The 24,951-nt window shown below is 75.4% G+C and carries 24 protein-coding genes and 1 pseudogene; 13 read left to right on the plus strand and 12 right to left on the minus strand.

Features of this window, described 5'->3' with window-relative positions:
* Window positions 1-248: 248 nt before the first annotated feature.
* Window positions 249-746, plus strand: a pseudogene (locus ABD358_RS09275) (NUDIX hydrolase); the annotation flags it as partial.
* A 67-nt stretch (window positions 747-813) separates the two neighbouring features.
* On the opposite strand, the gene ABD358_RS09280 reads toward ABD358_RS09275, so the two are convergent.
* Together ABD358_RS09280 and ABD358_RS09285 are read right to left on the minus strand one after the other, a co-directional pair.
* Window positions 814-1,638, minus strand: a complete 825-nt coding sequence (locus ABD358_RS09280) for a dioxygenase family protein (RefSeq protein WP_344630411.1) — start codon at window positions 1,636-1,638, stop codon at window positions 814-816.
* 67 nt (window positions 1,639-1,705) lie between these two features.
* Window positions 1,706-2,257 (minus strand): DoxX family protein, encoded by a 552-nt coding sequence (locus ABD358_RS09285; protein ID WP_344630412.1) that lies wholly within the window; start codon window positions 2,255-2,257, stop codon window positions 1,706-1,708.
* Between the two features lie 98 nt (window positions 2,258-2,355).
* Here ABD358_RS09285 and ABD358_RS09290 point away from each other — a divergent pair, with 98 nt between their 5' ends.
* Window positions 2,356-2,814: a MarR family winged helix-turn-helix transcriptional regulator gene (locus ABD358_RS09290; protein ID WP_344630413.1), complete on the plus strand. Its 459-nt coding sequence runs from the start codon at window positions 2,356-2,358 to the stop codon at window positions 2,812-2,814.
* Window positions 2,815-2,955: 141 nt separating this feature from the next.
* Here ABD358_RS09290 and ABD358_RS09295 read toward each other — a convergent pair whose 3' ends face one another.
* Complete coding sequence (locus ABD358_RS09295) at window positions 2,956-3,573, minus strand: hypothetical protein (RefSeq protein WP_344630414.1); 618 nt, start codon at window positions 3,571-3,573, stop codon at window positions 2,956-2,958.
* 175 nt (window positions 3,574-3,748) lie between these two features.
* On the opposite strand from ABD358_RS09295, the gene ABD358_RS09300 reads away from it, so the two are divergent.
* Window positions 3,749-5,167, plus strand: a complete 1,419-nt coding sequence (locus tag ABD358_RS09300) for a helix-turn-helix domain-containing protein (RefSeq protein ID WP_344630415.1) — start codon at window positions 3,749-3,751, stop codon at window positions 5,165-5,167.
* A gap of 7 nt (window positions 5,168-5,174) precedes the next feature.
* Here ABD358_RS09300 and ABD358_RS09305 read toward each other — a convergent pair whose 3' ends face one another.
* Window positions 5,175-6,104: a GNAT family N-acetyltransferase gene (locus tag ABD358_RS09305; protein WP_344630416.1), complete on the minus strand. Its 930-nt coding sequence runs from the start codon at window positions 6,102-6,104 to the stop codon at window positions 5,175-5,177.
* Window positions 6,105-6,224: 120 nt separating this feature from the next.
* Here ABD358_RS09305 and ABD358_RS09310 point away from each other — a divergent pair, with 120 nt between their 5' ends.
* On the plus strand, window positions 6,225-6,605 hold the full coding sequence (locus ABD358_RS09310; protein ID WP_344630417.1) for a GntR family transcriptional regulator: 381 nt from the start codon (window positions 6,225-6,227) through the stop codon (window positions 6,603-6,605).
* A gap of 15 nt (window positions 6,606-6,620) precedes the next feature.
* On the opposite strand, the gene ybiA is transcribed toward ABD358_RS09310, so the two are convergent.
* Both ybiA and ABD358_RS09320 read right to left on the minus strand, forming a co-directional pair.
* Entirely contained in the window at window positions 6,621-7,253 is a 633-nt protein-coding gene (gene ybiA / locus ABD358_RS09315) for a riboflavin biosynthesis intermediates N-glycosidase (RefSeq protein WP_425576290.1), read from the minus strand.
* A gap of 23 nt (window positions 7,254-7,276) precedes the next feature.
* Window positions 7,277-8,389 (minus strand): DUF5925 domain-containing protein, encoded by a 1,113-nt coding sequence (locus tag ABD358_RS09320; protein WP_344630418.1) that lies wholly within the window; start codon window positions 8,387-8,389, stop codon window positions 7,277-7,279.
* Window positions 8,390-8,684: 295 nt separating this feature from the next.
* Between ABD358_RS09320 and ABD358_RS09325 the strand changes: the two genes are divergently transcribed.
* Complete coding sequence (locus ABD358_RS09325) at window positions 8,685-8,951, plus strand: hypothetical protein (protein ID WP_344630419.1); 267 nt, start codon at window positions 8,685-8,687, stop codon at window positions 8,949-8,951.
* Between the two features lie 154 nt (window positions 8,952-9,105).
* On the opposite strand, the gene ABD358_RS09330 is transcribed toward ABD358_RS09325, so the two are convergent.
* The 3 genes from ABD358_RS09330 to hmgA form a co-directional block, all read right to left on the minus strand.
* The gene (locus ABD358_RS09330; protein ID WP_344630572.1) at window positions 9,106-10,308 is read right to left on the minus strand and encodes a type ISP restriction/modification enzyme; all 1,203 of its coding nucleotides are present in this window, start codon (window positions 10,306-10,308) and stop codon (window positions 9,106-9,108) included.
* Window positions 10,309-10,420: 112 nt separating this feature from the next.
* The gene (locus ABD358_RS09335) at window positions 10,421-11,170 is read right to left on the minus strand and encodes a GntR family transcriptional regulator (protein ID WP_344630420.1); all 750 of its coding nucleotides are present in this window, start codon (window positions 11,168-11,170) and stop codon (window positions 10,421-10,423) included.
* A gap of 48 nt (window positions 11,171-11,218) precedes the next feature.
* Window positions 11,219-12,568 (minus strand): homogentisate 1,2-dioxygenase, encoded by a 1,350-nt coding sequence (gene hmgA / locus ABD358_RS09340; RefSeq protein WP_344630421.1) that lies wholly within the window; start codon window positions 12,566-12,568, stop codon window positions 11,219-11,221.
* A gap of 229 nt (window positions 12,569-12,797) precedes the next feature.
* Between hmgA and ABD358_RS09345 the strand changes: the two genes are divergently transcribed.
* The 3 genes from ABD358_RS09345 to ABD358_RS09355 all read left to right on the plus strand — a co-directional run bounded on the left by ABD358_RS09345 (window position 12,798) and on the right by ABD358_RS09355 (window position 17,780).
* Window positions 12,798-15,107 (plus strand): molybdopterin-dependent oxidoreductase, encoded by a 2,310-nt coding sequence (locus tag ABD358_RS09345; RefSeq protein WP_344630422.1) that lies wholly within the window; start codon window positions 12,798-12,800, stop codon window positions 15,105-15,107.
* A 56-nt stretch (window positions 15,108-15,163) separates the two neighbouring features.
* On the plus strand, window positions 15,164-16,582 hold the full coding sequence (locus tag ABD358_RS09350) for an aldehyde dehydrogenase family protein (RefSeq protein ID WP_344630423.1): 1,419 nt from the start codon (window positions 15,164-15,166) through the stop codon (window positions 16,580-16,582).
* 115 nt (window positions 16,583-16,697) lie between these two features.
* Window positions 16,698-17,780 carry a Zn-dependent alcohol dehydrogenase gene (locus ABD358_RS09355; RefSeq protein WP_344630424.1) on the plus strand — a complete coding sequence of 361 codons (1,083 nt, stop codon included), beginning with the start codon at window positions 16,698-16,700 and terminating at the stop codon, window positions 17,778-17,780.
* Here ABD358_RS09355 and ABD358_RS09360 read toward each other — a convergent pair.
* Window positions 17,777-18,448, minus strand: coding sequence for a TetR/AcrR family transcriptional regulator (locus ABD358_RS09360; RefSeq protein ID WP_344630425.1), 672 nt, complete (start codon window positions 18,446-18,448; stop codon window positions 17,777-17,779). The two genes, ABD358_RS09355 and ABD358_RS09360, sit on opposite strands and share 4 nt — an antisense overlap.
* 66 nt (window positions 18,449-18,514) lie before the next feature.
* Between ABD358_RS09360 and ABD358_RS09365 the strand changes: the two genes are divergently transcribed.
* Both ABD358_RS09365 and ABD358_RS09370 read left to right on the plus strand, forming a co-directional pair.
* Entirely contained in the window at window positions 18,515-19,666 is a 1,152-nt protein-coding gene (locus ABD358_RS09365; RefSeq protein WP_344630426.1) for an acyl-CoA dehydrogenase family protein, read from the plus strand.
* A 124-nt stretch (window positions 19,667-19,790) separates the two neighbouring features.
* The gene (locus ABD358_RS09370) at window positions 19,791-20,543 is read left to right on the plus strand and encodes a TetR/AcrR family transcriptional regulator (protein ID WP_344630427.1); all 753 of its coding nucleotides are present in this window, start codon (window positions 19,791-19,793) and stop codon (window positions 20,541-20,543) included.
* Here ABD358_RS09370 and ABD358_RS09375 read toward each other — a convergent pair.
* Complete coding sequence (locus tag ABD358_RS09375; RefSeq protein ID WP_344630428.1) at window positions 20,534-20,998, minus strand: MaoC family dehydratase; 465 nt, start codon at window positions 20,996-20,998, stop codon at window positions 20,534-20,536. The two genes, ABD358_RS09370 and ABD358_RS09375, sit on opposite strands and share 10 nt — an antisense overlap.
* 322 nt (window positions 20,999-21,320) lie before the next feature.
* The gene (locus ABD358_RS09380; RefSeq protein WP_344630429.1) at window positions 21,321-21,845 is read right to left on the minus strand and encodes a hypothetical protein; all 525 of its coding nucleotides are present in this window, start codon (window positions 21,843-21,845) and stop codon (window positions 21,321-21,323) included.
* A 194-nt stretch (window positions 21,846-22,039) separates the two neighbouring features.
* Here ABD358_RS09380 and ABD358_RS09385 point away from each other — a divergent pair, with 194 nt between their 5' ends.
* The 3 genes from ABD358_RS09385 to ABD358_RS09395 all read left to right on the plus strand — a co-directional run bounded on the left by ABD358_RS09385 (window position 22,040) and on the right by ABD358_RS09395 (window position 24,908).
* Window positions 22,040-22,861, plus strand: coding sequence for an SDR family oxidoreductase (locus tag ABD358_RS09385; protein WP_344630430.1), 822 nt, complete (start codon window positions 22,040-22,042; stop codon window positions 22,859-22,861).
* Entirely contained in the window at window positions 22,858-23,463 is a 606-nt protein-coding gene (locus ABD358_RS09390; RefSeq protein WP_344630431.1) for a TetR/AcrR family transcriptional regulator, read from the plus strand. Before ABD358_RS09385 ends, ABD358_RS09390 begins: the two co-directional genes overlap by 4 nt.
* A gap of 749 nt (window positions 23,464-24,212) precedes the next feature.
* The gene (locus tag ABD358_RS09395; RefSeq protein ID WP_344630432.1) at window positions 24,213-24,908 is read left to right on the plus strand and encodes a glycoside hydrolase family 11 protein; all 696 of its coding nucleotides are present in this window, start codon (window positions 24,213-24,215) and stop codon (window positions 24,906-24,908) included.
* Window positions 24,909-24,951 lie beyond the last annotated feature (43 nt).

A 24,951-nucleotide genomic window follows, 5' to 3' on the forward strand; every position in this document is an offset into this window, starting at 1 on the left:
GGGTTCTCCTCCGGCTGCGGGGCGGACGTCGGGGGGTGCGAGGGACCGGGGGACGCCCCGCGAACAGGCCCCGGACGCCCGCACGTTAGCCACGCCGGCCAGGCGATCCGGTGCTCTCCGGCTCCCTCCGGCGATCTTTATGGAGGGCTTAAGGGGCGGCTCACGGCCGGTTAAGAACGCCGGAGGGGAGACGTCTGTCACAGGCCGGTGCGATGATCCCCGTCATGAGGATCCCCGGGAAAGGCAGGCGGCACAGAGAGGTCGTCGACGTCCACCTCCTCCTGCGGCGCGGCGACGAGGTGCTGCTCGCGCGCCGGGCCAACACCGGTTACGCCGACGGGCTGCTGAACGCGCCGTCCGGGCACGCCGAGGACGGCGAGGACGTGCGGGAGGCGATGCTGCGGGAGACGCGGGAGGAGATCGGCCTGCGGCTGGAGCCGGAGGAGCTGAGGGTCGCCATGGTGGTGCAGCACCGCTCCCCGCGGGGCGAGCCGCGGATGGGGTGGTTCTTCGAGGCGTGGCTGGGGGAGGGGCGCGAACCGGTCAACGCCGAGCCGGACAAGTGCTCGGAACTGGGCTGGTTCCCGCTGGACGGGCTGCCCGACGACATGGTCGCGTACTGCCGCGCCGGGCTGGACGCCTACCGGGCCGGCGCGCGCTTCGCGCTGCACTGGCACCGGCCCGGGGACTCCATCGCCCACGATCCGGCCGCGCCCGGCCGCCTGGTGGTGCTGCCGGTGTCCTGACCGGCGCCGGCCTCCTCCCCGGAGTTCAGGACTCCGGGGAGGAGGCCGGCGGGAGGCGCCGGGCGGATCAGCCGAACTGGACCGAGCGCTTGGCCAGTCCGGCCCAGAAGCCGTCGATGACGGTGCGCTGGGCGCCCAGGTCGTCCTCACCCGCGCCCAGGGCGACGAACAGCGGTGCGAAGTGGTCGCTGCGGGGGTGGGCGATCCGGCTGGCGGGGGCCCGGTTCTCGAAGTCCAGCAGGGCGTCGAGGTCCGCCCGGGCCAGGGCCTCGCCGCCCCACGCGTCGAACTCCCTGGACCAGCCCGGGGCCTGGTCCGGCCCCGTGCCCCAGGTCAGGCCGCGCAGGTTGTGGGTGAAGAAGCCGCTGCCGACGATGAGCACGCCCTCGTCGCGCAGCGGGGCCAGCCTGCGGCCCAGCCTCAGCAGCTCCCCGGGGTCGAGGGTGGGCATCGAGAGCTGGAGCACGGGGACGTCGGCGTCCGGGTACATCTCGGCCAGCGGCACGTAGGCGCCGTGGTCCAGTCCCCGGTCGGGGGCGTCGTACACCGGGGTGCCGGGGCCGGCGAGGAGCGCCCGCACCTTCGCGGCCAGCGCGGGGGCGCCGGGGGCCGGGTAGGAGACCCGGTAGTAGTGCTCGGGGAAGCCGTGGAAGTCGTAGACCAGCGGGACGGTCCGGGTGGCGCCCAGCGTCACGGGGGCCGACTCCCAGTGGGCGGAGACGATCAGCACGGCCTCCGGCCGCGGCAGCCCGTCGGACCAGGCGGCGAGCTGCGCGGTCCACAGCTCGTCGTCGGCCAGCGGCGGGGCGCCGTGGCTGATGTACAGCACGGGCATGCGGTCCCCCGGGGTGCGGGGGGACGGCCGGACGGGCGGCCGGACGGACGGGGTCATGGCGGTTCTTCCGTTTCGTTCTCGGTTCCGGTGGGGACTGCCGCTCCACCGCCTCCGCGCGGGAGCGTCAGGAGCGGAGCAGCAGGGTGACGCCCGCCACCACGGCGCCCAGCGCCACGGCGGCGACGCCGTGGCGGAGCCGGTGGGCGCGGAGGACGGGCAGGGCGCGGTCCACGGCCCAGCGGCCGGGGCCGGAGAGGGTGAGCGCGGCGGCGGCCGCGACGAGGAGGAGTTCGTACTCCACGCCCTGGGGGGAGAAGAACCCGCCGCCCCACTTCACCGCCACCGCGTTGATCATGGTGCCCAGCACCGCCGCCCCGGCGAGCGGGGTGAGCAGGCCGAGGACGAGTGCCAGGCCGCCCAGGGTCTCGGTGAGCGCGGCGACCACGGCGAACGCCTCCGGGGCCGGGTAGCCGAGCGAGGCGAAGAACATCCCGGTGCCCTCGATGCCGCCGCCGGAGAACCAGCCGAAGAGCTTCTGGGCGCCGTGCACGGCCATGACCAGGCCGAGTGCGAGCCGCAGTAGCAGGAGTCCGGCGTCGTGGGCGGGGTTCGAGGACGCCGGGACGCCGGCGGCGGGGGCTTCGGTGCGGGGAACGGCGCTGGTGGGAACGGGCATGCGGTTTCTCCCTGCGTCATGTGGTTCAAATTCGAATTACTCGGTCGTGGCGAGCGTACCGTGAAGTTCGAATTTGAACAACCGCGTAGAATGGGCCCATGAGCGAGCCCCGATGGCTGGACGAACTGGAGATGGCGGCCTGGCAGGGCTTCCTGGAGGCCAGCAACCGCGTCGCCCGGCGGCTGGAACAGCAGCTGAAGGACGAGGCGGGCCTGTCCCACCCGCAGTACGAGATCCTGGTCCACCTCGCCGCCGCCCCCGGCGGCGAGATCCGCATGACCGAACTGGCCGACCGGCTGATCACCTCCAAGAGCGGCCTGACCTACCAGGTGGGCCAGCTGGAGCGGCGCGGCCTGGTCCGGCGCCGCGCCTGCCCCACCGACGTCAGGGGCGTCTTCGCCGTCCTCACCGGGGAAGGGCGCGAGGTGCTGCGCCGCGCCGCGCCCGGCCATGTGGCGGCGGTGCGCGAGGCCCTCATCGACGTTCTCGACCGCGACCAGCTCGCCGTGCTCGCCGAGGGGCTCGGGGAGGTCGGCCGCCGGCTGCGCCGCACCTGACGGCCCCGGTCCGAGGACCGATGGAACCCGAGCACCCGGCGAGGGGCCCCGCCGCCGTCGCATGGACGGCGGCGGGGCCCCTCGCCTCTCGCGCCTCTCGCGCCTGTCACCCGGTGGCGCCCGGCGCCGGCCGGGCGGGGCTCAGTGGAGCTTGGCGACCGCCGTGCGCGCGGTCTTCCGGAAGTCGTCCACCTGGGCGTGCTCGAAGGTGCCCATCTGCGCCCACATCACGACCGTGACGGTGCGGCCGTCGCGGCCCACGCCGAACAGGTGAATGCTGTTCTCGGCGTCCGGGAGGGAGGTGTGGACGCCGTGGACACGGGCGCCCTCCTCCACGGCGACGCCCCCGTAGTCCCGCCATTCGGCGAAGCCCCCGGGGTGCTCCTCCAGGTAGTCGGCCGCGCAGTTCCGCACCGACGCGTTCGCCTCGGCGGCCAGCTTCCGGGCCGCGCCCGTGCTCGCGGCCCGTACGGTCACCTGCACGGCCCAGGTGTCGAACTCGGTGTTGAACTGCCGGTGCCGGGCCCCCCGGGACGGCAGCGCGTCCTCCAGGCAGAACACCGGGAACTCCGGCAGCCCCCCGGCGACCTCCCCCGCGTACCACGGCGAGGACGGGTGGGGCGGCAGCTCCCCGGCGGAGAGGAAGCGCGGCGCGGCGGTCGGAGCGGGCGCGGCCTGGGCCGTGCCCGCCGCCATGACGGTGGCGGCGGCCACCGCGGTCGCGGCCGCGACGCGGCCCCGGTGTGTGCGGATCTGCATGTGCGTCCCTCGATCGGTTCGTCGACGTCCTGTCGCCACGAGGTTCGGCCGTCCTGTCACACGGTGGCAACAGATGCCGCCCAACGCGGGACACCGGAACGTTCCCGCATAGGCTGACCAGTGAAAACACGCACTCCTGGAACGCGTTCCAGGAACGGCGGAAGGGGGGACGGCGGTGGCCGAACGGGAGACGGAGGAGTTCGCCGAGTACGTCAGAGGGCTCAAGGAGCGCTCGGGGCACAGTTACGGCACGCTGGCCCGGCGGCTGCACACGAGCACCTCCACGCTGCACCGGTACTGCAACGGCGCGGCGGTCCCGGCGCGGTACGCCCCGGTGGAACGCCTGGCGCGGCTGTGCGGCGCGACCGAGGAGGAACTGCTGGAACTGCACCGGCGGTGGCTGAGGGCCGACGCGACGCGCGGCCGGACGGAACCGGAAGGGCAGGTCCTCCGGCGGGAGGCGGAACCGGAACAGGACGGGGACTCCCGGCCGGAACACGGCCAGGGGCACGGCCCGGAGGGCGGTGCACCGGAGCCCGGCACCGTTCCCGGGGCCGTCCCCGCCCCCGACAGCGTTCCCGGCACCGGCGACCCGATCCCCGTGCCGGCCCGGCGGCGCCGGGCGTTCCTGTGGCCGGCCGCCGCCGTGCTCGCCGTGGCCCTCCTCGTCGCCGCCGCCGTGCAGACCGTCTCGGGCCGCTCCGACCGGGACGTTCCCTCCGCCGGTGGATCCCCCGTCCGGCTGGAGAGCCCCGCGCCCGACGCGCCCCCGTCCGCCCCGGCGACCCCCTCGGGCTCCTCGGCGTCCTCTCCGTCTTCCTCGTTTTCCCCGTCCCCGTCCCCGTCCCCGTCCCCGTCCTCCGCCTCGTCCGCCCCCGGCGGGAACGGGAGGCGGAACGGCGGGCCGGGGCCGTCCCCCTTCCGGAGAGCGGACGGCGGACGGCGGGAGAGCCCCCACGGCGCCGCACCGGGCGCCGCCCCGCTGAGCTGGACCGCCCGCTCCCACGTGTGGCGGTACGGCTGCGACCACCGCTACCTGATCGACCTGCCCCCGTCCCGCGTCCCCCCGCCCCCGGTCGCACAGGACGCGGCGGGCTGGGCCGGATCGCTCGGCGCGGTGCACGGCGGCGAGACCATCGTGGAGGCCACCGTGCACGGCACCGGGCGGAGCCCCGTGGTGGTCGAGTCCGCGCACGTCCGGGTGGCGGCCCGCCGGACGCCCCTGGCCCGGTCGTCCTTCGGGATGAGCGAGGGCTGCGGCGGTTCGCTCACCCCGGCCGCCCTCTCCGTCGACCTGGACGCCCCCCGGCCGCTGGCCAGGCCCATGGACGGCTACGACGGCGACGCGGGGAAGGAGCTGCCCGCCGTCCGCCTGCCCTACCGCGTCACGGCCGACGACCCCCTGGCGCTGCGGATCGAGGCGCGGACGGAGGGCTGCGACTGCGACTGGTACCTCGAACTGCGGTGGAGCAGCGGCGGCGACAGCGGCACGCTCCGCGTCGACGACGCCGGCCGGCCCTTCCGCACCAGCGCAGCCAAGGGCCGCCCGGCGTACGGCTGGTCGACGGAGGACGGGGCCTGGAGGACCGGCTGAGCGCCGGTCAGGAACCGGCGGGGGGCAGGTCCCTGACGCACCGCCACTGGACGACGGACGGCCGGTAGCCGAGCCGGGCGTTGACCGCGAGCATCGGGGCGTTGGCGGCGTCGTTGCCGGTGAACGCCTCCGTGCAGCCCGCCGCCCGCGCCCGGACCAGCGAGTGGAGCTTGACCGCCCTGGCCAGCCCGCGCCCGCGGTACGCCCGGCGGGTGCCGGTCATGCCCGACCAGTACCGTCCCCGTCCGTCGGTCTGCGCCGCGGTGAACGCCGCGACCCGTCCCTCCGCCACCGCCACCGAGGTCAGCGCCCGGTCGAGACCGGGGTGCTCCCAGTAGGCGGTCAGCCAGTCCTCGTACCGGACGGCGTCGGCGGGGACGTCGCCCGGCTCGTCCGCCGTGCACTCCGTGTCCGCCTCGTACAGCGGGCGCGGGTCGGCGGCGAAGTCCTCGGCGGTGCGCAGCTCGACGCCCGGTGGGAGCGCGGGCGGCTCCGGCAGGGGAGAAGTCAGGTCCAGCCGCTGGAACGAGGCCTGACGGACGCGCCGCCAGCCCCGCCGCTCGGCGAACTCCACCGACCGCCCGTCCTGGGGCGCCCAGACGGCCACCCGGCGGGCACCGATCCGGGCGAGGTGCCGTTCGGCTGCCTCCAGCAGCGCCGTTCCGGCGCCGAGCCCCTGCCGGGCGGGGTGGACGGCCAGGGAGACGAGGCCGTGGCCGGGCTCCGCGGTCTCGTGGTTCAGCCCGGCCCGCACAGCGCCCACGACCCGGCCGTCCGCCTCCGCGACCAGCATCCGGCTCCGCTGCGCCGCGGGCGCCCGCGCGGCCTCCCAGACCACCGCCTCCGCGGTGGTCACCAGGAACGGCAGCGCCGCCCTCCGCGCCTCCGCCACGGCCCCGGCGTCCCCGGGGCGGAACTCGCGCACGACCATCGCCATGCCCCGCACGGTACGCCTCCCGCCCCGCCGCCGTCCCCCCGGTTTCCCGGGCTGGTGCAGAATCGGGAGGCGCCCCGGCGCCCGACGAACCGCCCGACCACCGCAGGACCGGGAGACCACGTGCCCCTGAGACTCGCCATCGACCCCGACGCCCTCACCGCCCCCTACGAGCAGGTGCGCGCGCAGATCGCCGAGCAGGCCCGCAGCGGCGAGCTGCCGGCCGGCCACCGGCTGCCCACCGTGCGCGGGCTCGCCGGGGAACTGGGGCTGGCGGTCAACACGGTGGCCAAGGCGTACCGGGCGCTGGAGGAGGACGGGGTGATCGAGACCCGGGGCCGCCACGGCACCTTCGTCGCCGCCGCCGGGGACGCCGCGGCCCGGGAGGCCGCCGCGGCGGCGCAGGAGTACGCCCGGCGGGCCCGCCGCCTGGGCCTGGACCGGTCCGCCGCGCTGGCCGCCGCCGAGGAGGCCCTGGACGCCGCCTACGGCCGGGGGGACTGACCCGGAGGAGGGCCGTCAGCCCCCGGCCGGCCGGGCCCCGTCCTCCGCCAGCCGCGCCCTCGCCTCCATCAGGGCGAAACCCAGCAGGTTGAGGCCGCGCCAGCGCGCCGGGTCGGCCGCCCGCTCGTCGTCCGCGGCCAGTCCGACGCCCCAGACCCGGTCCAGCGGACTGGCCTCCACCAGCACCCGCTCCCCGGTGGCCAGCAGGTACGCGCGCAGCTCGTCGTGCCGGCCGAACTTGTGGACGCTGCCCTCGACCACGATCCCGAAGCGGTGCCGTGCCCAGGTCTCCTCGTCGAAACCGCGCACCGTGCGGCCCGCGGCCTTGGCGGCGCCGGGGCCGGCGGCGGCGAGCACCCGCTCCTCGGCCTCCGCGTCGCCGAACAGGCGGGCCTTGGCGGCCATCATCCAGTGCTCGGCGGTGGCGTACTCGACGCCGTCCACGGTGAACGGGGAGGGCCACCACTGGCTGAGGCACCACGGGCCGACCGGGGCCCCGCCGGACTCCCCCCGGCGGGGCCCGGAAGACCCGGAAGACCCGGCAGCCCCGGGGGTGTGCCCCCAGAAGTGCAGGTACTTGACCCGCTCGCCGCGAGCCCGGCGCTCCACCAGCTCGGCGAAGCGCGCGGTGGCGGCCTCCTCGGACACGCGGCCGGACAGACGGCGCGCCGTCACAGGTACATCCCCTCCTCGGAACGGGCGGCCCGCGGCACCAGGGCCGGTTTCGCGCCCCGGCGCAGCGCGTACAGCTCGGCCAGCGTCGCGCCGTCGCGGCCGACGCCCTCGTCGGTGCCGAGCCAGTTCACGGCCTCCGCGCGGGTCAGGGGGCCGACCTCGACACGGGCCAGGCACCGGCCGGGCCGGACGACCGCCGGGTGGAGCCGCTCCAGGTCCTCGTTCGTCGTCAGGCCCACCAGGACGTTGCGGCCCTGGCCCAGCAGGCCGTCGGTGAGGTTCAGCAGGCGCGACAGGGCCTGGCCCGCCGCGTGCTTGGCCTCCCCGCGGATCAGCTCGTCGCAGTCCTCCAGGAGCAGCAGCCGCCAGCGCCGCCCGCCCCGGGCGTCCTCGTCCTCCTCGCCGATGGCGATGTCCATCAGGTAGCCGACCTCGTTGAACAGCCGCTCCGGGTCGAGCACGCAGTCCACCTGGCACCAGTCCCGCCAGGAGCGCGCCAGCGTCCGCAGGGCGGAGGTCTTGCCGGTGCCCGGCGGGCCGTGGAGGAGCAGCAGCCGCCCCGTGATGTCGTTCGGGGTGGTCTTCATCAGCCCGTCCAGGGCCCCGGCGACCGGGGCCGTGTAGTTGCCGCGGATCTCCTCCCAGCTCCCGGCCGTGATCCGGCGCGTGGTGCGGTAGGGGCCGCGCCGCGGCGAGTGGTACCAGAAGCCCATGGTGACGTCCTCGGGCTGCTGCTCCGGCTCCTCCTCGGCGCCGTCCACCGCCGCCTTCAGCACCCGCTCGGCCAACTCCTCGCTGACGGCCGTCACGGTCACGTCGGCGCCCTGGCTCCAGCGGGAGACCAGCACCGTCCACCCGTCGCCCTCGGCGAGGGTCGCGCTGCGGCCGCCGTCGCGGGCCGACCGGAGCACGACCGCGTCCGGCGGCAGCAGCGACAGGTCCTTCCGGGGCCGCTCCAGCGAGCGGCCCCGGGCGTGCGGCTGCTCACCGGTGGCGAAGCGGCCCAGGAACAGGGCGTCGATCACATCGGACGGGGAGTCGCTGTCGTCGACGTTGAGTCTGATGGGCAGCGACTCCTCGGGCGGCACTGCACGGCGGTCGGCACACATGGGCCCCATGATCCGGCACCGCCGGTCCGGACGCACGCAGGTTTCCGGATGTCCCGCGACGCGTCCGGGCGCGGTCCGGCCCGGCGGCGAGACGGCGAGGCGCCGCCGGCCCGTGTCCGTGTCCGTCTCCCGTTTCCCCCGGGAGCGGGGCGGATTGGATGTTGTTGTCTCGTACGGTGTTCGTCAACCCCCTTGTGGGGAAGGTGAATCCGGTGACCGGAATACCCGTGGGGTTCGGCCGGGGGATAGGGTTACCCTGCCCGGGCCGGGAGCCCTCGTTTGGGTGGGGAGAGTCATGGAACAGATAACGGTGCGCAGCAGGGCGCGTGTCCCTGCGATCCAGTGCGGGAGCGGCGCGACCAGTGCGCGCCTCGACCGGCACCTGAGTGTGCTGGCCGGTCCCGCCGTCCCCCGGGACGACATGGTGGAGGCGGCCTCGCTCATGCGTGAACTGACCCGGCGCGACGCCGCGCACACCCGGTCGGGGAACCGGGGGGCGCGGGTGTCGCTGTTCGCGCCGCTGCGGCGGCTGCGGCGTTCCCTCTTCGGCGGACACGCCTGAGACGGAAGCGCCACCGGAGACAGACCGGATCTCCCCACCGGGGCCGGGCGTCGCCGCCCGGCCCCGACCGGTGCCCTCCCGCCCCCGCCGGGGCGCGCCTCCCCCCTTCCCGGAACCCCAGGAGCCCCCGGCCCAGGGCCCCCGGCCGCACGGATCACAGCAGCACGAGCTGGCCCCCCGGACCCTCCTCGCGGTGGTCCAGGACGGAGGCCGGGCGCCGCGCGCCCGCGGGCACCGGCAGCACCCCGGCCCCGCGGAGCTCGGCGGCGCCGACGGCGGGCCGCTCCGCCAGCCGCCCGGTGAGTTCCCGCCGGGGGGCGCGGAACCCGTCCAGGAGCGTGAGCACGGTGATCAGCTCCAGCAGGTCCGAAGTCCACTCGGGCGGCCACGTCCCCGGCCGCACCGCCTCCAGCGTGCCCGGCGCGGCCGGAGCGGTGCGCTCCGCGAACCAGGCCTCGATCACCCGGACGCCGCCCGCCTCGAACTCCCAGGCCCCGCGCGCCACCGGCGCGATCCGGCCGTCCCCCACCCACAGGCTCTCCTCCTCCGCGTCGTAGCGCAGCCCCTCCGGGGACGGGCGCCCGGGCAGCGTGGCCCGCACGTACGGGCGGCGGCCGCCGGGCAGGCGCGGACGGGTGCCGTCGCCGCAGCGGGCGCCCCGGGTGTGCGCCCACAGCACGCGGCGGCCCAGCTCCACCCCGTCCCGCCACACGTTCCGGTCGGCGGTGAGCGGCACCACGGGCCCGGTGGGGCGGACGCGCAGCGCGGCGGCCGTCCAGGCGAGGAAGTCCTCGGCCGTCACGGGAGTGCCGAGCCGCCCGGCCAGATGGCCGAGCAGGCCCGGGGCGAGATTGGGCTCGCGGCCGCCGGGACGCCGGTAGAGGGGGCGGACGCGGCCCGGCCGGCCCGCGGGGGAGCGGCCGTCGGGCAGCAGCTCGGTGAAGGACGGTTCGGGGGCGGGCGAGCGGGGCGCGGCACCGGCCTCGACCAGGTGGATCTGCCGCTCGTCGGTGACCCGCCACAGCTCCGGCCGGGCCACGTCGACGAGGCGGTGGTCCGGTATCAGCCACTGCCGGTCGTGGAGGCCGTGGAGGATCCGCACCGGCTCCGGGCAGGGCCCGTCCTCCCGGTCGAGCCGTACGCCGGAGCGGGCCGCCTCCCCGCCCGGCCGGGAGGCCGGACCGGGCAGCGGCGGCACCAGGCTGCGCGTGGTGCGGGCGCGGGTGGGGCCGAACAGCGCCTCCCTCTCCGCGCCCCGGGCGCGTGTCAGCCGGGCCCAGCGGGCCTTCAGCGACGGGGCGTCGGGGGCCGTCACCCAGGTCCGGCCCGGCCGCAGCGGCCCGACCGACCAGGGCATCAGATCGTCCAGCGCGGGCGCCCCGTCCTCCGTGCCGCCGCCCCTGCGGTCGTCCACCACGTCACTCTCCGTCGTTCACCGCACCCACCGCCCCGCATGCTACGGGCGCGGCTCAGTCGGCCTCCACGGTGACGGAGAAGGAGAAGCGGTCGCCGCGGTAGTGGATGCGGGCCACGTCCACCACCCGGCCGCCGTCGTCGTAGGTCACGCCGGTGTAGTGGAGGATCGGGCTGAGCAGCGGGACGTCGAGCAGGCCCGCGGTCTCCGGGTCGGCGAGCCGGGCCTGGACGGTGTCGGTGATGCGGCTGATCCGCACGCCCACCGCGTCGCGCAGCACCTTCGTCATCGGCCAGCGCGCCAGGTCCTCCAGGTCGATGCGGTCGGCGACCTCGGGACGGACCAGGTTCTCCGCCCAGTTGGTCGGCTCGCCGGTCTCCCGGTCGCGGCGCAGCCGCCGGTAGGCCACCGCCTCGGCGAGGTCCGGGAAGTGCTCGGCCAGGTCCCCGGGCACCGGTTCGGGGCCGTGGCCCAGCAGCACGGTCTCCTCGCCGGACTGCTGGGCCACGATGGCGTCCACCGAGCCGAGCAGCCGCACGGGGGAGCCGCTGCGGGCGCTGGGCTCGATGAAGGTGCCGCGCCGCCGGTGCCGGGTGATCAGCCCCTCGTTCTCCAGCTCCTTGAGCGCCTGCCGCATGGTGAGGACGCTGACGCCGTAGTGCTCGGCGAGCTGCTCCTCGGTCGGCAGGCGCAGGGGCGCGCCGGGGGAGCGGCCGAGTATCGAGGCCCGCAGCGACTGCGAGACCTGGTACCACAGCGGCAGTTTGCGGTTCAGCGCGATCGAGTCGGGGGCGAAGACGGTCACGCGGTCCTCCGGACGGCCAGGCCGGCTCACGGCGTTGCGGCACGGGTGTCACGACGTGAAGTGACGCTCCAGACCCTGCCACACGTCGTCGTAGCCGCGCTGGAGGTGGTCCGCGTCCCGGGCCTGCGGGGTGAGGAGCACCGGCCAGCGGGTCTCGAACATGAAGGCCAGGCCGTCGTCCACCTTCTGCGGGACCAGGTCGGCGGCGCTGGCCCGGTCGAAGGTCTCCCGGTCCGGGCCGTGCGCGGACATCATGGGGTGGAGCGAGCCGCCGCCGGGGACGAAGCCTCCCGGGCCCGCCTTCCTGGCGTCGTAGGCGCCCTCGATCAGGCCCATGTACTCGCTCATCACGTTGCGGTGGAAGTAGGGCGGCCGGAAGGTGTCCTCGCCGACCAGCCAGCGCGGGGCGAAGACCACGAAGTCCACGTTCGCCAGGCCCGGGGTGTCGGTGGGCGAGGTGAGGACGGTGAAGATCGACGGGTCGGGGTGGTCGTAGCTGATGCTGCCGATCACGTTGAAGCGGCGCAGGTCGTAGACGTACGGCACCAGGTTGCCGTGCCAGGCGACGACGTCCAGGGGCGAGTGGTCGTAGGTGGCCGTCCAGAGGCTGCCGCAGAACTTGTTGACGACCTCCACCGGGCCCTCCACGTCCTCGTGGGCGGCGGTGGGTGCGAGGAAGTCCCGGGGGTTGGCCAGGCCGTTGGCGCCGATGGGGCCGAGGTCGGGGAGGGTGAAGGGGCGGCCCATGTTCTCGCAGACGTAGCCGCGCACCACCGGGTCCAGCGGCTCGACGCGGAAGCGGACCCCGCGCGGGATCAGCGCCACGTGGCCCGGCTCGGCGCGCAGCAGGCCGAACTCGGTGCGCAGCAGCAGCCCGCCCCGCTCGGGGACGATCAGCAGTTCGCCGTCGGCGTCGCCGAACACCCTGCGCTCCATGGGGGCGTTGGCGGCGTAGAGGTGGATGGCCATGCCCTCGCGCCGGGCGGGGTCGCCGTTGCCGCCCAGCGTCCACAGCCCGTCCAGGAAGTCGGTGCCGGGGGCGGGGTCGGGCAGCGGGTCCCAGCGCAGCCGGTTGGGGTCGGGCTCGGCCTGGGCGAAGGGGGCGCCGCGCAGGCCGGGGCCGGTGGAGGCGTCCGCGCGGACGAAGCGCGGGTGGGCGGCCGAGGGGCGGACGCGGTACAGCCACGAGCGGCGGTTGTGGGCGCGCGGCTCGGTGAAGGCGGTGCCGCTGAGCTGCTCGGCGTAGAGCCCGAGGGGAGCGCGCTGCGGCGAGTTGCGGCCGACCGGAAGCGCCCCGGGGACCGCCTCGCTGCTGTGCTCGTTGCCGAAGCCGGCGGAGTACGTCAGCCCCTCCGCGGTCTTGCGGGCCTGCTCGAAACCGCTCGTCGTGCCACTCATCGCAACGCTCCCGGTGCTCAGGGTTTCCTGTTGGCAACCATAGGAATGCGGGGACGCGCACGTCAACGGCGGCGGGACGCGGACGTGGCGCCGTTCCGCCTCCGACCCCTGGGCACACGGGGAGCGGCGGGCTAGGGTTCGCTTACCGGCCGGTCGGTACGGACCTGCCGTCCGTCCGTTTCGTCCCGCCCGTCCCGGGCGCCGTCCACCAGGGGGAGCGATGTCGGCGATGTCGGAGAGCAGCGGTGCGCGGACCCGCGAGGCCCTGCGGATCTGCCCGCTGTGCGAGGCCACCTGCGGGCTGAGCGTCACGGTCGCCGGGGAGGGCGGGCAGGAGCGGATCACCGCCGCGCGCGGGGACCGCGACGACGTCCTCAGCCGCGGCTACGTCTGCCCCAAGGGCGCCCTCTTCGGCGAGCTGGACGGCGACCCCGACCGGCTCGTCCGCCCCCTGGTCCGCCGCGGCGGCCGCCTGCGGGAGACGGACTGGGAGGAGGCGTTCGCCGCGGTCGCCGAGGGACTCGGCGGCGTCCTGGCGGCCGGCGACCCCCGGGCGGTGGGCGTCTTCCTGGGCAACCCCAACGTCCACACCGTCGCCGGGGCCCTCTACCCGCCCCTGCTGGTGAAGGCGCTGCGCACCCCCAACCTCTTCACCGCCTCCACCCTCGACCAGATGCCCAAGCACGTCTCCGGCGGACTGCTGTACGGCGACCCGCTGGCCATCCCCGTCCCCGATCTGGACCGCACCGACCACCTGCTGGTCGTCGGCGCCAACCCGCTGGAGTCCAACGGCAGCCTGTGCACGGCGCCCGACTTCCCCGGCCGGCTGAGGGCCCTGCGGCGGCGCGGCGGCACCCTGACCGTGATCGACCCGGTCCGCACCCGCACCGCGCGGCTGGCCGACCGGTACGTGGCGGTCCGGCCCGGCGGCGACGCCCCGCTGCTGATGGCGATGGTCCAGGTCCTCTTCGCCGAGGGCCTGACCGACCCCGGGGCGTCCGGCCCGCACCTGAGCGGAGTGGAGGACGTGGCGCGGCTCGCCGCGGACTTCACCCCCGAGGCCGTCGCCGGCGCGTGCGGCGTGGCGCCGGAGGAGATCCGCGCCCTCGCCCGCGAACTGGCCGCCGCCGGACGCGCCGCGGTCTACGGCCGGATCGGCAGCACCGCGGTCGCGTTCGGCACCCTGACGAGCTGGCTGGTCGACGTCCTCAACGCGCTCACCGGCAACCTCGACCGGCCCGGCGGGGCGATGTTCCCGCTGTCGGCCACCGCCCGCGCGCCCCGGCCGCCCGCCCCGGGCCGGGGCTTCGTCACCGGCCGCAGGCGCAGCCGGGTGAGCGGGCACCCCGAGGTCAAGGGCGAGTTCCCGGCCGCCGCGCTGGCCGAGGAGATCGAGACGCCGGGCGAGGGGCGGATACGGGCGCTGGTCTGCGTCGCCGGCAACCCCGTGCTCTCCGCGCCGGACGGCCCCCGGCTGGAGAGGGCGCTGGGCGGGCTGGACTTCATGGTCGCCGTCGACCCGTACCTCAACGAGACCTCCCGCCACGCCCACGTCGTCCTGCCGCCGCCCAGACCCTCCCGCAGCCCGCACTTCGACTTCTCCTTCAACGCCCTGGCCGTCCGCAACCAGGTGCGCTACACCCGCCCGGTGATCCCCCCGCGCGCGGGGGAGGTGAGCGAGGGCGAGATCCTGGCCCGGCTGGTGCTGTGCGCCTCCGGGACGCCCGGCGCCGACCCGGAGTCCGTCGACGCCGCGGTCGTCCGGCAGACCCTGGCCGCGGCCGTCGCCGACCCCCGCTCCCCGGTCCACGGCCGGGACCCGGCCGGTCTGGAGGCCCTGCTGACCGGCGAGAACGGCGCCGAACGCCGCCTGGACCTGATGCTGCGGCTCGGCCCGTACGGCGACGGTTTCGGCGCGGACCCGGAGGGCCTGACCCTGGCGGGGCTGCTGGAGCACCCCCACGGCATCGACCTCGGCCCGCTCCGCCCCCGGCTGCCCGAGGTGCTGCGCACCCCCTCCGGCACGGTCGAGCTGTGCCCGGAGCCGATCGCGGCCGACGCCGCCCGGCTGCGCCGGCACCTGGCGGAGCGCCGGGAGTCGCCCGGCGCCCTGGTGCTCGTGGGCCGGCGCCACCTGCGGTCCAACAACAGCTGGATGCACAACGTCCCCGGGCTGAGGGGCGGCAGCAACCGCTGCACCCTCCGCGTCCACCCCGACGACGCCGCCCGGCTCGGCCTGGCCGACGGCGGCCTGGCCGAGATCCGCGGCGACGGGGGCGCGGTCCGGGCGCCGGTGGAGGTGACCGGCTCGGTGCGCCCCGGAGTCGTCAGCCTGCCGCACGGCTGGGGCCACGACCGGCCCGGCACGCGGACGCCGACGGCCTCCGCCGACCCCGGGGCCAACGTCAACCGGCTCCTGGACGGCCGGCTGCTCGACCCGCTGTCGGGGACCGCCGTGCTCAACGGGTTCCCGGTGGAGGTCGCCCCGGTGCCGGCCCCCGCGGACGTCCCCGCGGCCCCGGCGCCGGATCCCGTGTGACCCACGGCATGCGCCGCCCCCGTGACACCCCAAACTAGCGCCGCTAGTTTGGGGTCATGCAGGCACACAACGGCATGTACATCGACGGGGACTGGCGGCCCGCCGCGGGCGGCGGGACGATCGAGGTCGTCAACCCGGCCACCGAGGAGGTCATCGGCGCCGTCCCGGCGGGCGCCGCCGAGGACGTGGACGCGGCCGTGGCCGCCGCCCGGGCGGCCCTGCCCGGCTGGGCCGCCACCGAACCGGCCGAGCGCGCCGCGCGGATCGGCGCGCTGCGCGACGCCCTGGCCGCCCGGCGCGAGACGATCGCCGCCACCGTCACCGCGGAACTGGGCGCCCCCCTCTCCTTCTCGCGGGCCGTCCACGCCGACCTGCCCATCACGGTCGCCGGGACGTACGCCGAACTCGCCGCCGGGCACCCCTTCGAGGAGAAGCTGGGCACCTCCCGGGTGCTCCACGAGCCGGTCGGCGTCGTCGGCGCCATCACGCCCTGGAACTACCCGCTGCACCAGATCGTCGCCAAGGCCGCCCCGGCCCTCGCGGCCGGCTGCACCATGGTCCTCAAGCCCGCCGAGGACACCCCGCTGGTCGCGCAGCTCTTCGCCGAGGCCGTCCACGAGGCGGGCCTGCCCGCCGGGGTGTTCAACCTCGTCACCGGACTCGGCCCGGCCGCCGGGCAGGCCCTGGCCGAGCACGAGGGCGTGGACATGGTCTCCTTCACCGGCTCCACCGCCGTGGGCCGCCGCATCGGGGCCGTCGCGGGAGGCGCGGTCAAGCGGGTCGCGCTGGAACTGGGCGGCAAGTCCGCCAACATCGTCCTGCCCGGCGCCGACCTGGTGAAGGCCGTGAAGATCGGCGTGGGCAACGTGATGGCCAACTCCGGCCAGACGTGCAGCGCCTGGACCCGGATGCTGGTCCACGCCGACCGGTACGACGAGGCCGTGGAGATCGCCGCCGCCGCGGCGGCCAAATACGTCCCCGGCGACCCCGCCGACCCCGCCACCCGCCTGGGCCCGGTGGTCAGCGCCCGGCAGCGCGAGCGCGTCACCGGCTACATCCGCACCGGGATCGCCGAGGGCGCCGAGCCGGTCGCGGGCGGCCCCGACGCCCCCGAGGAGCCGCGGCGGGGGTACTACGTGCGCCCCACCGTCTTCGCCGGCGTCACACCGGAGATGACCATCGCCCAGGAGGAGATCTTCGGCCCGGTCCTGTGCGTGATGCGCTACGAGGACACCGAGGACGCGATCCGCATCGCCAACGACTCCGCCTACGGTCTGGCCGGCGCCGTCTGGGCCGGGGACGACGAGGAGGCCGTCGCCGTCGCCCGCCGCCTGCAGACCGGTCAGGTGGACGTCAACGGGGGCCGGTTCAACCCCCTGGCGCCCTTCGGCGGCTACAAGCAGTCCGGTGTGGGCAGGGAGTTGGGGCCGCACGGCCTGAGCGAGTACCTCCAGACCAAGTCCCTGCAGTTCTGAGCGTCCGCCCGGGAGGCCCGCACCTCCGCCCGACCCGCCCACCCGCTCGTCCCGTTCGCCCAGCCCCGACCCGTCCGACCCGCCCGTCCGACAAGGACACGAGAGGAAACGCCACGTGGTCCGCGCCGTCGTCCTGCCCGCCGTCAACGCCCCGCTGGAACTGGGGGAGATAGAGCTGCCGGAGCCGGGCCCCGGCCGGGTGAGGGTCCGCCTCGCCGCCGCCGGGGTCTGCCACTCCGACCTGTCGCTGTCCAACGGCACCCTGCGCCAGCCCGTCCCCGCCGTCCTCGGCCACGAGGGCGCGGGCACCGTGACCGCCGTGGGCGAGGGCGTCACCGCCGTCTCGCCGGGGGACGCGGTCGTCCTCAACTGGGCGCCCCCGTGCGGGAACTGCCACTTCTGCGCCCGGCTGGGCGAGCCCTGGCTGTGCACCGAGGCGAACGCGGCCTCCGCCGTGCCCTACGCCCGCGCCGCGGACGGCCGGGACCTGTACCCCGGCCTGGGCACCGCCGCGTTCGCCGAGGAGACGGTGGTGAGCGAGCGCGCCGTGCTCCCGCTGCCCGAGGGCGTCCCGCCGGCCGACGCGGCCCTGCTGGGCTGCGCGGTCCTCACCGGCTACGGGGCGGTCCACCACAGCGCCCGGGTGCGGGAGGGCGAGTCCGTGGCCGTCTTCGGCGTCGGCGGGGTGGGTCTGGCGGTGCTCCAGTCCGCGCGGATCGCGGGCGCGGGGACGATCGTGGCCGTCGACGTCTCCCCGGAGAAGGAGGAGCTGGCCCGCGGCGCCGGGGCCACCGACTTCCTGCTCGCCTCCGACGCCACCGCCAGGGAGGTCCGCGGGCTCACCGGCGGGCTGGGCGCGGACGTGGCCGTCGAGTGCGTGGGGCGCGCGGAGACCATCCGCGCCGCCTGGTCCTCCACCCGGCGCGGCGGCCGCACCACCGTCGTCGGCATCGGCGGCAAGGAGCAGCGGGTCTCCTTCTCCCCGCTGGAGATCTTCCACTTCGCGCGGACCCTGTCCGGCTGCGTCTACGGCAACTGCGACCCCGTCCGCGACCTTCCGGTGCTCGCGGACCACGTCCGCGCCGGGCGGCTGGACCTGGGCGCGCTGGTCACCGACCGGATCGGCCTGGACGGCGTGCCGGCGGCCTTCGAGGCCATGCTCGCCGGACGCGGCGGCCGGACGCTGGTGGTGTTCTAGTCCGCGTCCCGCCCCGCTCCGTCCTCCCGCCCCGCCCCGCCCCCGCCGCCGGGGAAGCGGAGCGCCAGCCCGTCGACGAGGGCGCGCAGGCCCGTCTCGAACGCGCCCTCGTCGACCCGCTGCTGGTGCTCGGCCAGCAGGTGGGCCTGGTCCAGGTGCGGGTAGTCCCGTTCGTACAGCGCGGCGTCGTCGACGAAGCCCCGGGCGAAGGAGCCGAGCGCCGAGCCGGCGACGAAGTACCGCATCGTCGCGCCGATGTGGGTCGCCTGGGCGCGCGGCCAGCCGGCGTCGCGCATCGCCCCGTAGACCGCGTCGGCCATCCGGAGCTGGCTGGGCCGCCGGCCGGGCCCCCGCGCCAGGTGGGGGACGATGTTGGGGTGCGCGGCGAGTGCCGCGCGGTAGGAGCGGGCCCAGGCCACCAGGGCGTCCCGCCAGTCGGTGCCGTCGGTGAACATCGACAGGTCGACATCGGCGCACACCGCGTCGGCGACGGCGTCCAGGATCTCGTCCTTGGTGCGGAAGTGGTTGTACAGGGACGGGCCGCTGACGCCCAGCTCGGCGGCGAGCCTGCGGGTGGAGACGGCCGGCAGTCCCTCGGCGTCCACCAGCGCGAGCGCTGCCGCCACGATCCGCTCCCGGCTGAGCAGAGGGGTACGGGGGCGTGCCACGGATCACATCCTCGGGTCGTGTGCGATGTCTGGGAAGCTGTAACTAGCGCTGCTAGTTTAATGGGCATGGATCTGGAGCTGTCCGAGGAGCAGGCCGCCGTACGGCGGCTCGCCAAGGAGTTCGTCGACCGGGAGATCGTCCCGCACGCCGCCGAGTGGGACCGCGCCGAGAGCATCGACCGGGCGGTGGTGAAGGCGCTGGGCGACCTGGGCTTCCTGGGGCTGACGATCCCGGAGGAGTACGGCGGCTCCGGCGGCGACCACCTGGCGTACTGCCTGGTCACCGAGGAGCTGGGCCGCGGCGACTCCGCCGTGCGCGGGGTGCTGTCCGTCTCCCTCGGCCTGGTCGCCAAGTCGATCGCGGCCTGGGGCGACGAGGAGCAGAAGCGGCGGTGGCTGCCCCGGCTCTGCTCCGGCGAGGCCATCGGCTGCTTCGGCCTGACCGAGCCGGGCACCGGCTCCGACGCGGCCGCCCTCACCACCCGCGCCCGGCGGGACGGCGGCGACTGGGTGATCGACGGCGCCAAGATGTTCATCACCAACGGCACCTGGGCCGACGTGGTCCTCCTCTTCGCCCGCACGGGCGCCGAGCCGGGCCACAAGGGCATCACCGCCTTCCTCGTCCCCACCGACACCCCGGGCCTGACCCGCCGGGAGATCCACGGCAAGCTCGGACTGCGGGGACAGGCCACCGCCGAGCTGGCGTTCGAGGGCGTCCGCGTGCCGGACGGCTGCCGGATCGGCCCCGAGGGAAAGGGATTCTCCGTCGCCATGTCCGCCCTTGCCAAGGGGCGCATGTCGGTGGCGGCCGGATGCGTCGGCATAGCGCAGGCGGCGCTGGACGCGGCGGTGGGGTACGCGCGCGAACGCGAGCAGTTCGGGAAGCCCATCGCCCACCACCAGCTCGTCCAGGAGCTGATCAGCGACATCGCCGTGGACGTCGACGCCGCCCGGCTGCTGACCTGGCGGGTGGCCGACCACATCGACCGGGGCCTGCCCTTCGCCACGGAGTCCTCCGTCGCCAAGCTCTACGCCTCCGAGGCCGCCGTGCGGGCCGCCAACAACGCCCTCCAGGTCTTCGGCGGCTACGGCTACATCGACGAGTACCCGGTCGGCAAGCTGCTGCGCGACGCCCGGGTGATGACGCTGTACGAGGGCACCAGCCAGATCCACAAGCTGCTCATCGGACGCTCGCTGACCGGGGTCTCCGCCTTCTGAGGCCCCTCGGCGGCCCGTCCGCCGGGAGCCCCCGCCCCCTTCGCCCCGCTCCCCCTAAGCGGCTGCTCAGCAGTCGATGTATGGTGTTCGCCCGGCCGACGAGACGGAGCGGGGCGAGGTGCGGATGACGGCGGAGACGGAGCCCGGGGCGGAGCCCGAAGTCGTGGACGAGTCCCCGGGCGGCGCGGCGGACGGCGCCGCCCCCGGCGCGGGGGGCGCCGACGCGAGGGAGCCGGACGACGCCTGGGGCGGAGTGACCCCGGACGCCGCCCGGCGGCTGCTGCTGGCGGCGGTCGAGGCGTTCGCCGAGCGGGGCTTCCACGCCACCACCACCCGGGACATCGCCTCGCGCGCCGGGATGAGCCCGGCCGCGCTCTACATCCACTACCGCACCAAGGAGGAGCTGCTCTACCAGATCAGCCGGGTCGGTCATGAGCGCTCGGTGCGCATCCTCACCGAGGCGAACGACAGCGCGACGAGCCCCGCCGACCGGCTGGCCGCGGCCGTCCGCGCCTTCGTCCGCTGGCACGCCGAGCGCCACACCACGGCCCGGGTGGTGCAGTACGAGCTGAACGCCCTCGCCGAGGAGCACTACACCGAGATCGTCGCCCTGCGGCGGCGCAGCGAGGAGATCCTGCGCGGCATCCTGGAGGACGGGGTGGCCGTCGGGGAGTTCGCGGTCGCGGACGTCCGGGGCACCGCCCTGGCGGTGCTCTCGCTCTGCATCGACGTCGCCCGCTGGTTCCGCTCCGGGGGGTCGCGCACCCCCGGGGAGATCGGCGCCCTCTACGCCGACCTCGTCCTGCGGATGGTCGGCGCCCCGGCCGGCGCTCCCCGCGGGGACGGCCGGCCGGAGCGGCAGGGGCCTCAGAGGTAGTAGCGGACGACGCTCTCGGCGACGCACACCGGCTTCTCGCCGCCCTCGCGCTCGACCGTCACCCGCATCGTGAGCTGCGCGCAGCCCTCCGACACCTCGGCGACGTCCAGGACGGCGCCGGTCGCGCGCAGCCGGGAGCCGACCGGCACGGGGGAGGGGAAGCGGACCTTGTTCACGCCGTAGTTGATGCCCATCCGCACCCCCTCGACCCGCATGAGCTGGGGCACCAGCACCGGCAGCAGGGAGAGCGTCAGGTAGCCGTGCGCGATGGTCGTGCCGAACGGCCCGGCCGCCGCCTTCCCGGGGTCCACGTGGATCCACTGGTGGTCGCCCGTCGCGTCCGCGAAGAGGTCGATCCGCTTCTGGTCGATCTCCAGCCAGTCGCTGACGCCCAACTCCTCGCCGACCGCCGCCCGAAGCTCGTCGACCGACGCGAAAACCCGCGGCTCCGCCATCGAAGCTCTCCTCCCCAACCGTGTGACCGTGGTGTCCCTGTGCGCGACTAAGCGCTTGCTCAGCATGCTGGGGAGGCTCGGACATGTCAACGGCCGTCCCGCTCCCGGCCACCCCGCCGCCCACGGCGCGCCACGGCGTGTCACGGCGGGCCCCGGTGCATCCGGGACTCGCCGTGACACGCCGTGCTCCTCCCGTGCCCGAGACCGTGCTCCGCCCGTGCCGGAGCCCTCGGTCCTCCCGGCCTTCCGGAACGGCCCGGGCCGGGAACCGGACGGCGCCCGGCCCGTACGGAAGCCGGCCCGGCGGCCGGACCTCCGGCCGTCAGTGACTGACCGCCATCCTCCCCACGGAATTCGCGGAGCGGCCCGCCGCCTGCTGCGCCTGCCGGGCGGTGTGCATCGCCTGCGCCGCGCGCTGCGCCTCGCGCACCTCCGCCTCCCGGACCAGACGGCGCACGACGTCGGCCAGGGGAGCGGGCGGCGCCGCCTCGGGGTCCTCGACGGGCAGGAGCCCGCGACCGCCCCAGCAGCGCCGGTGCCAGGCGTCGCCCGGCGGCTGCCGGACGCCCTCGTACTTCTGCTCCCTGCGCCGCCGCGCGAAGTCGCGCTCGTACGCCAGCCAGACCTCCCGGGCCTCCTCCAGCTCCTCCAGCGCGGACACCAGCCGCTCGGGGTCGGGGCTGCGGTCGTCCGGGGAGATGCCCGCGCGGGCGCACAGGTGGTGCCAGGTGGCACGGTGCCCGTACGGCGCGAAGCGCTCCAGGCACTTGCGCAGCGCCTGCCGGCGCTGCGACGGGTCTCTCCGGGAATCGCGGACCTGTTCCGCCAGGGCGTTGAAACCGGCCAACGCGTACCACCTCCGACGTAAGCGACCACAGCCGTCATCGCTGGGACGTACCGGACCCTCCAATGGATCCGTGTGCCCCCGAATCTTCCGATGCCACATACCGACTGGTTAGTCTGTGGAGAAATCCGTGGATCACCGGTCACCGGCCCCCGCGGGCCGGCTCCGGCGACCGGCACGAGCCGAGGGGTGGGCACATGGAGAGCTTGCGGGACACGGCGGTCGTGGTGACCGGAGCGGGCGGCGGCATCGGCGCCGCCCTCGCCCGGGCCTTCGCCGCAGCCGGCGCCCGGGTCGCCGTCAACGACCTCGACGCGGGCCGGGCGCGGGCCGTCGCCGAGGAGATCGGCGGCGTGGCCGTCCCCGGCGACGCCTCGGAGATCGTCCCGGCCGCCCGCGAGGCCCTCGGCGGCACCGTCGACACCTTCTGCGCCAACGCCGGCATCGCCCCCTCCGGCGGCCCCGAGGCCGGGGACGCCGTCTGGGGCGCCGCCTGGGACGTCAATGTGATGGCCCACGTCCGGGCGGCGCGCGAACTGCTGCCCGAGTGGCTGGAGCGCGGCCGCGGCCGGTTCGTCGCCACGGTCTCCGCCGCCGGGATGCTCACCATGGTCGGCTCCGCCCCCTACAGTGTCTCCAAGCACGCCGCCCTCGCCTTCGCCGAGTGGCTGTCGGTCACCTACCGCCACCGCGGCGTCGATGTCCACGCGGTGTGCCCGCAGGGCGTGCGGACCGACATGCTCGCCTCCGCCTCCACCGCCGGCGAGCTGGTCCTGAAGGACACGGCCATCGAACCGGAGGACGTCGCCCGGGCCGTGCTGGAGGCGATCGCCGAGAGGCGCTTCCTCGTCCTGCCGCACCCGGAGGTCGGCCGCTACGCGGTCGCCCGGGCGTCCGACACGGACGCGTGGCTGGGTGCGATGAACCGTGTGCAGCGGAAGCTGGAGACAATCCAGCGGCAGCGCCGAGAAGACGGCGGGCACCAGGACGAGCACCAGCATCAGGAGGAAGCGCCATGACGAGCCCGGCGACCAGGCGGCAGGGCAGCACCACCCAGCCGGTTCCGCAGCGGCTGCTGGCAGCCGCCACCCGGCTGTTCGCCGACCGCGGCTACGACCGCACTTCCGTCCAGGAGATCGTCGAGGCGGCGGGGGTGACCAAGGGCGCGCTCTACCACTACTTCGGCTCCAAGGACGACCTGCTCCACGAGATCTACGGCCGCGTGCTGCGCCTCCAGCAGGAGCGCCTGGACGCCTTCGCGGAGGCCGACGCCCCCGTGGAGCAGCGGCTGCGCGACGCCGCCGCCGACGTCGTCGTCACCACCATCGAGAACCTCGACGACGCGTCGATCTTCTTCCGCTCCATGCACCAGCTCAGCGAGGAGAAGCAGAAGCAGGTGCGGGCCGAGCGGCGCCGCTACCACGAGCGGTTCCGCGCCCTGATCGAGGAGGGGCAGAAGGCGGGGGTGTTCAGCACGGCCACCCCGGCCGACCTGGTGGTGGACTACCACTTCGGCTCCGTCCACCACCTCAGCACCTGGTACCGCCCCGGCGGACGCCTCACCCCCCAGCAGGTCGCCGACCACCTGGCGGACCTGCTGCTGCGGGCGCTGCGGCCGTAGGCCCGGGCGGGCCGTGCGGCGGCCGGGAGGGGACGGCCGCCGCGTCCCGGCCCGCCGCGTCCGCCGCCGGTCCGTGCCACTGGTTCACACCCGCCGGTCCGTGTCGCGGGGCCGGACGTCCGCGCCGAGGGGGCACGCCCCCTGGTGGGAGCGCGTGTCCCCCGGAGGCGGCGGCCGGCGCGGTCCGGCGTGTCGCCGGCGGCACCGCCGGCCGGGCGAGCGCCCGGCCCCGGTTCCGGTCCCGGCCCGCGGAGACCGTGGCGGGACGCCGTGCGCCGGCCGCGCGCGGTGCCCCGGTGGGACGCCGCGGCCGCGGACGGCCCGTCACATCCCGTGCCATGCGTTCCGGAAGCTCTCCGGAACTTCCGATACTTTCGGCCCGGCCCTTTGCTCCCAAGCCAGGGCTCCCATAGGGCGATTCGATGGGGAAGTCAGTCAGGCAGGTCTGTGAACAGGGGAGATGACCCCGCGGGAGATTTTCAGCCGTGATCGGGTTTCCGTAATCCTTGCGAGAACCGTTGACAACCCGGTGGGCCGACCCAAAACTGTCGCCATCGACAGACCCCAACGCTGTCGATCCGGGGCGCCGTGGTGCCCCGGTTCTCCGGTCGCCCGCCGCATGGCGACCGGCCATCCCCCCACCGTCGTCGATGCGACGCCGGCGCGCGGCGGCCCTCCCAGGCCGCCGACGGCTCCGCCGCGCCGCATCACGCTGTCCGGCCCCCGGCCGGCCTTCGCAAGGAGGAAGCATGCACAGGAACGACGCCCCCACCCCCCGGCAGATGAGCCGCAGAGGCTTCATCGGCCGCGCCGGCGCCCTGGCGGTGGCCACGTCCGGGCTGATGCTCCCCGGCACCGGCATCGCCCACGCACAGACCATCACCTCGAACCAGACCGGCACCCACAACGGGTTCTTCTACTCGTTCTGGACCGACGCCCCCGGCACGGTCTCCGCGACCCTGGGATCGGGCGGCAACTACAGCACCTCGTGGCGGAACACCGGCAACTTCGTCATCGGCAAGGGCTGGAGCAACGGCAGCCGCAGGACGGTGTACTACTCGGGCAGCTTCAACCCCTCCGGCAACGCCTACCTGTGCCTCTACGGGTGGACCTCGAACCCGCTGGTGGAGTACTACATCGTCGACAACTGGGGCACCTACCGGCCCACCGGGTCGTACAAGGGCACCGTCTACAGCGACGGCGGCACGTACGACATCTACCAGACGACGCGGTACAACGCCCCCTCCGTCGAGGGGACCAGGACCTTCAACCAGTACTGGAGCGTCCGGCAGCAGAAGCGGACCGGCGGCACCATCACCACCGGCAACCACTTCGACGCCTGGTCCCGGGCCGGCATGCGCCTGGGCAGCTTCAACTACTACATGATCATGGCGACCGAGGGCTACCAGAGCAGCGGCAACTCCAACATCACGGTGAGCGGCTGACCGTCCCCCGGCCCAGGAGGACCGGCCCGTCCCCCGGAGCACC

The sequence above is a fragment of the Streptomyces glaucosporus genome, from assembly GCF_039533345.1.
Lineage (GTDB): Bacteria > Actinomycetota > Actinomycetes > Streptomycetales > Streptomycetaceae > Streptomyces > Streptomyces glaucosporus.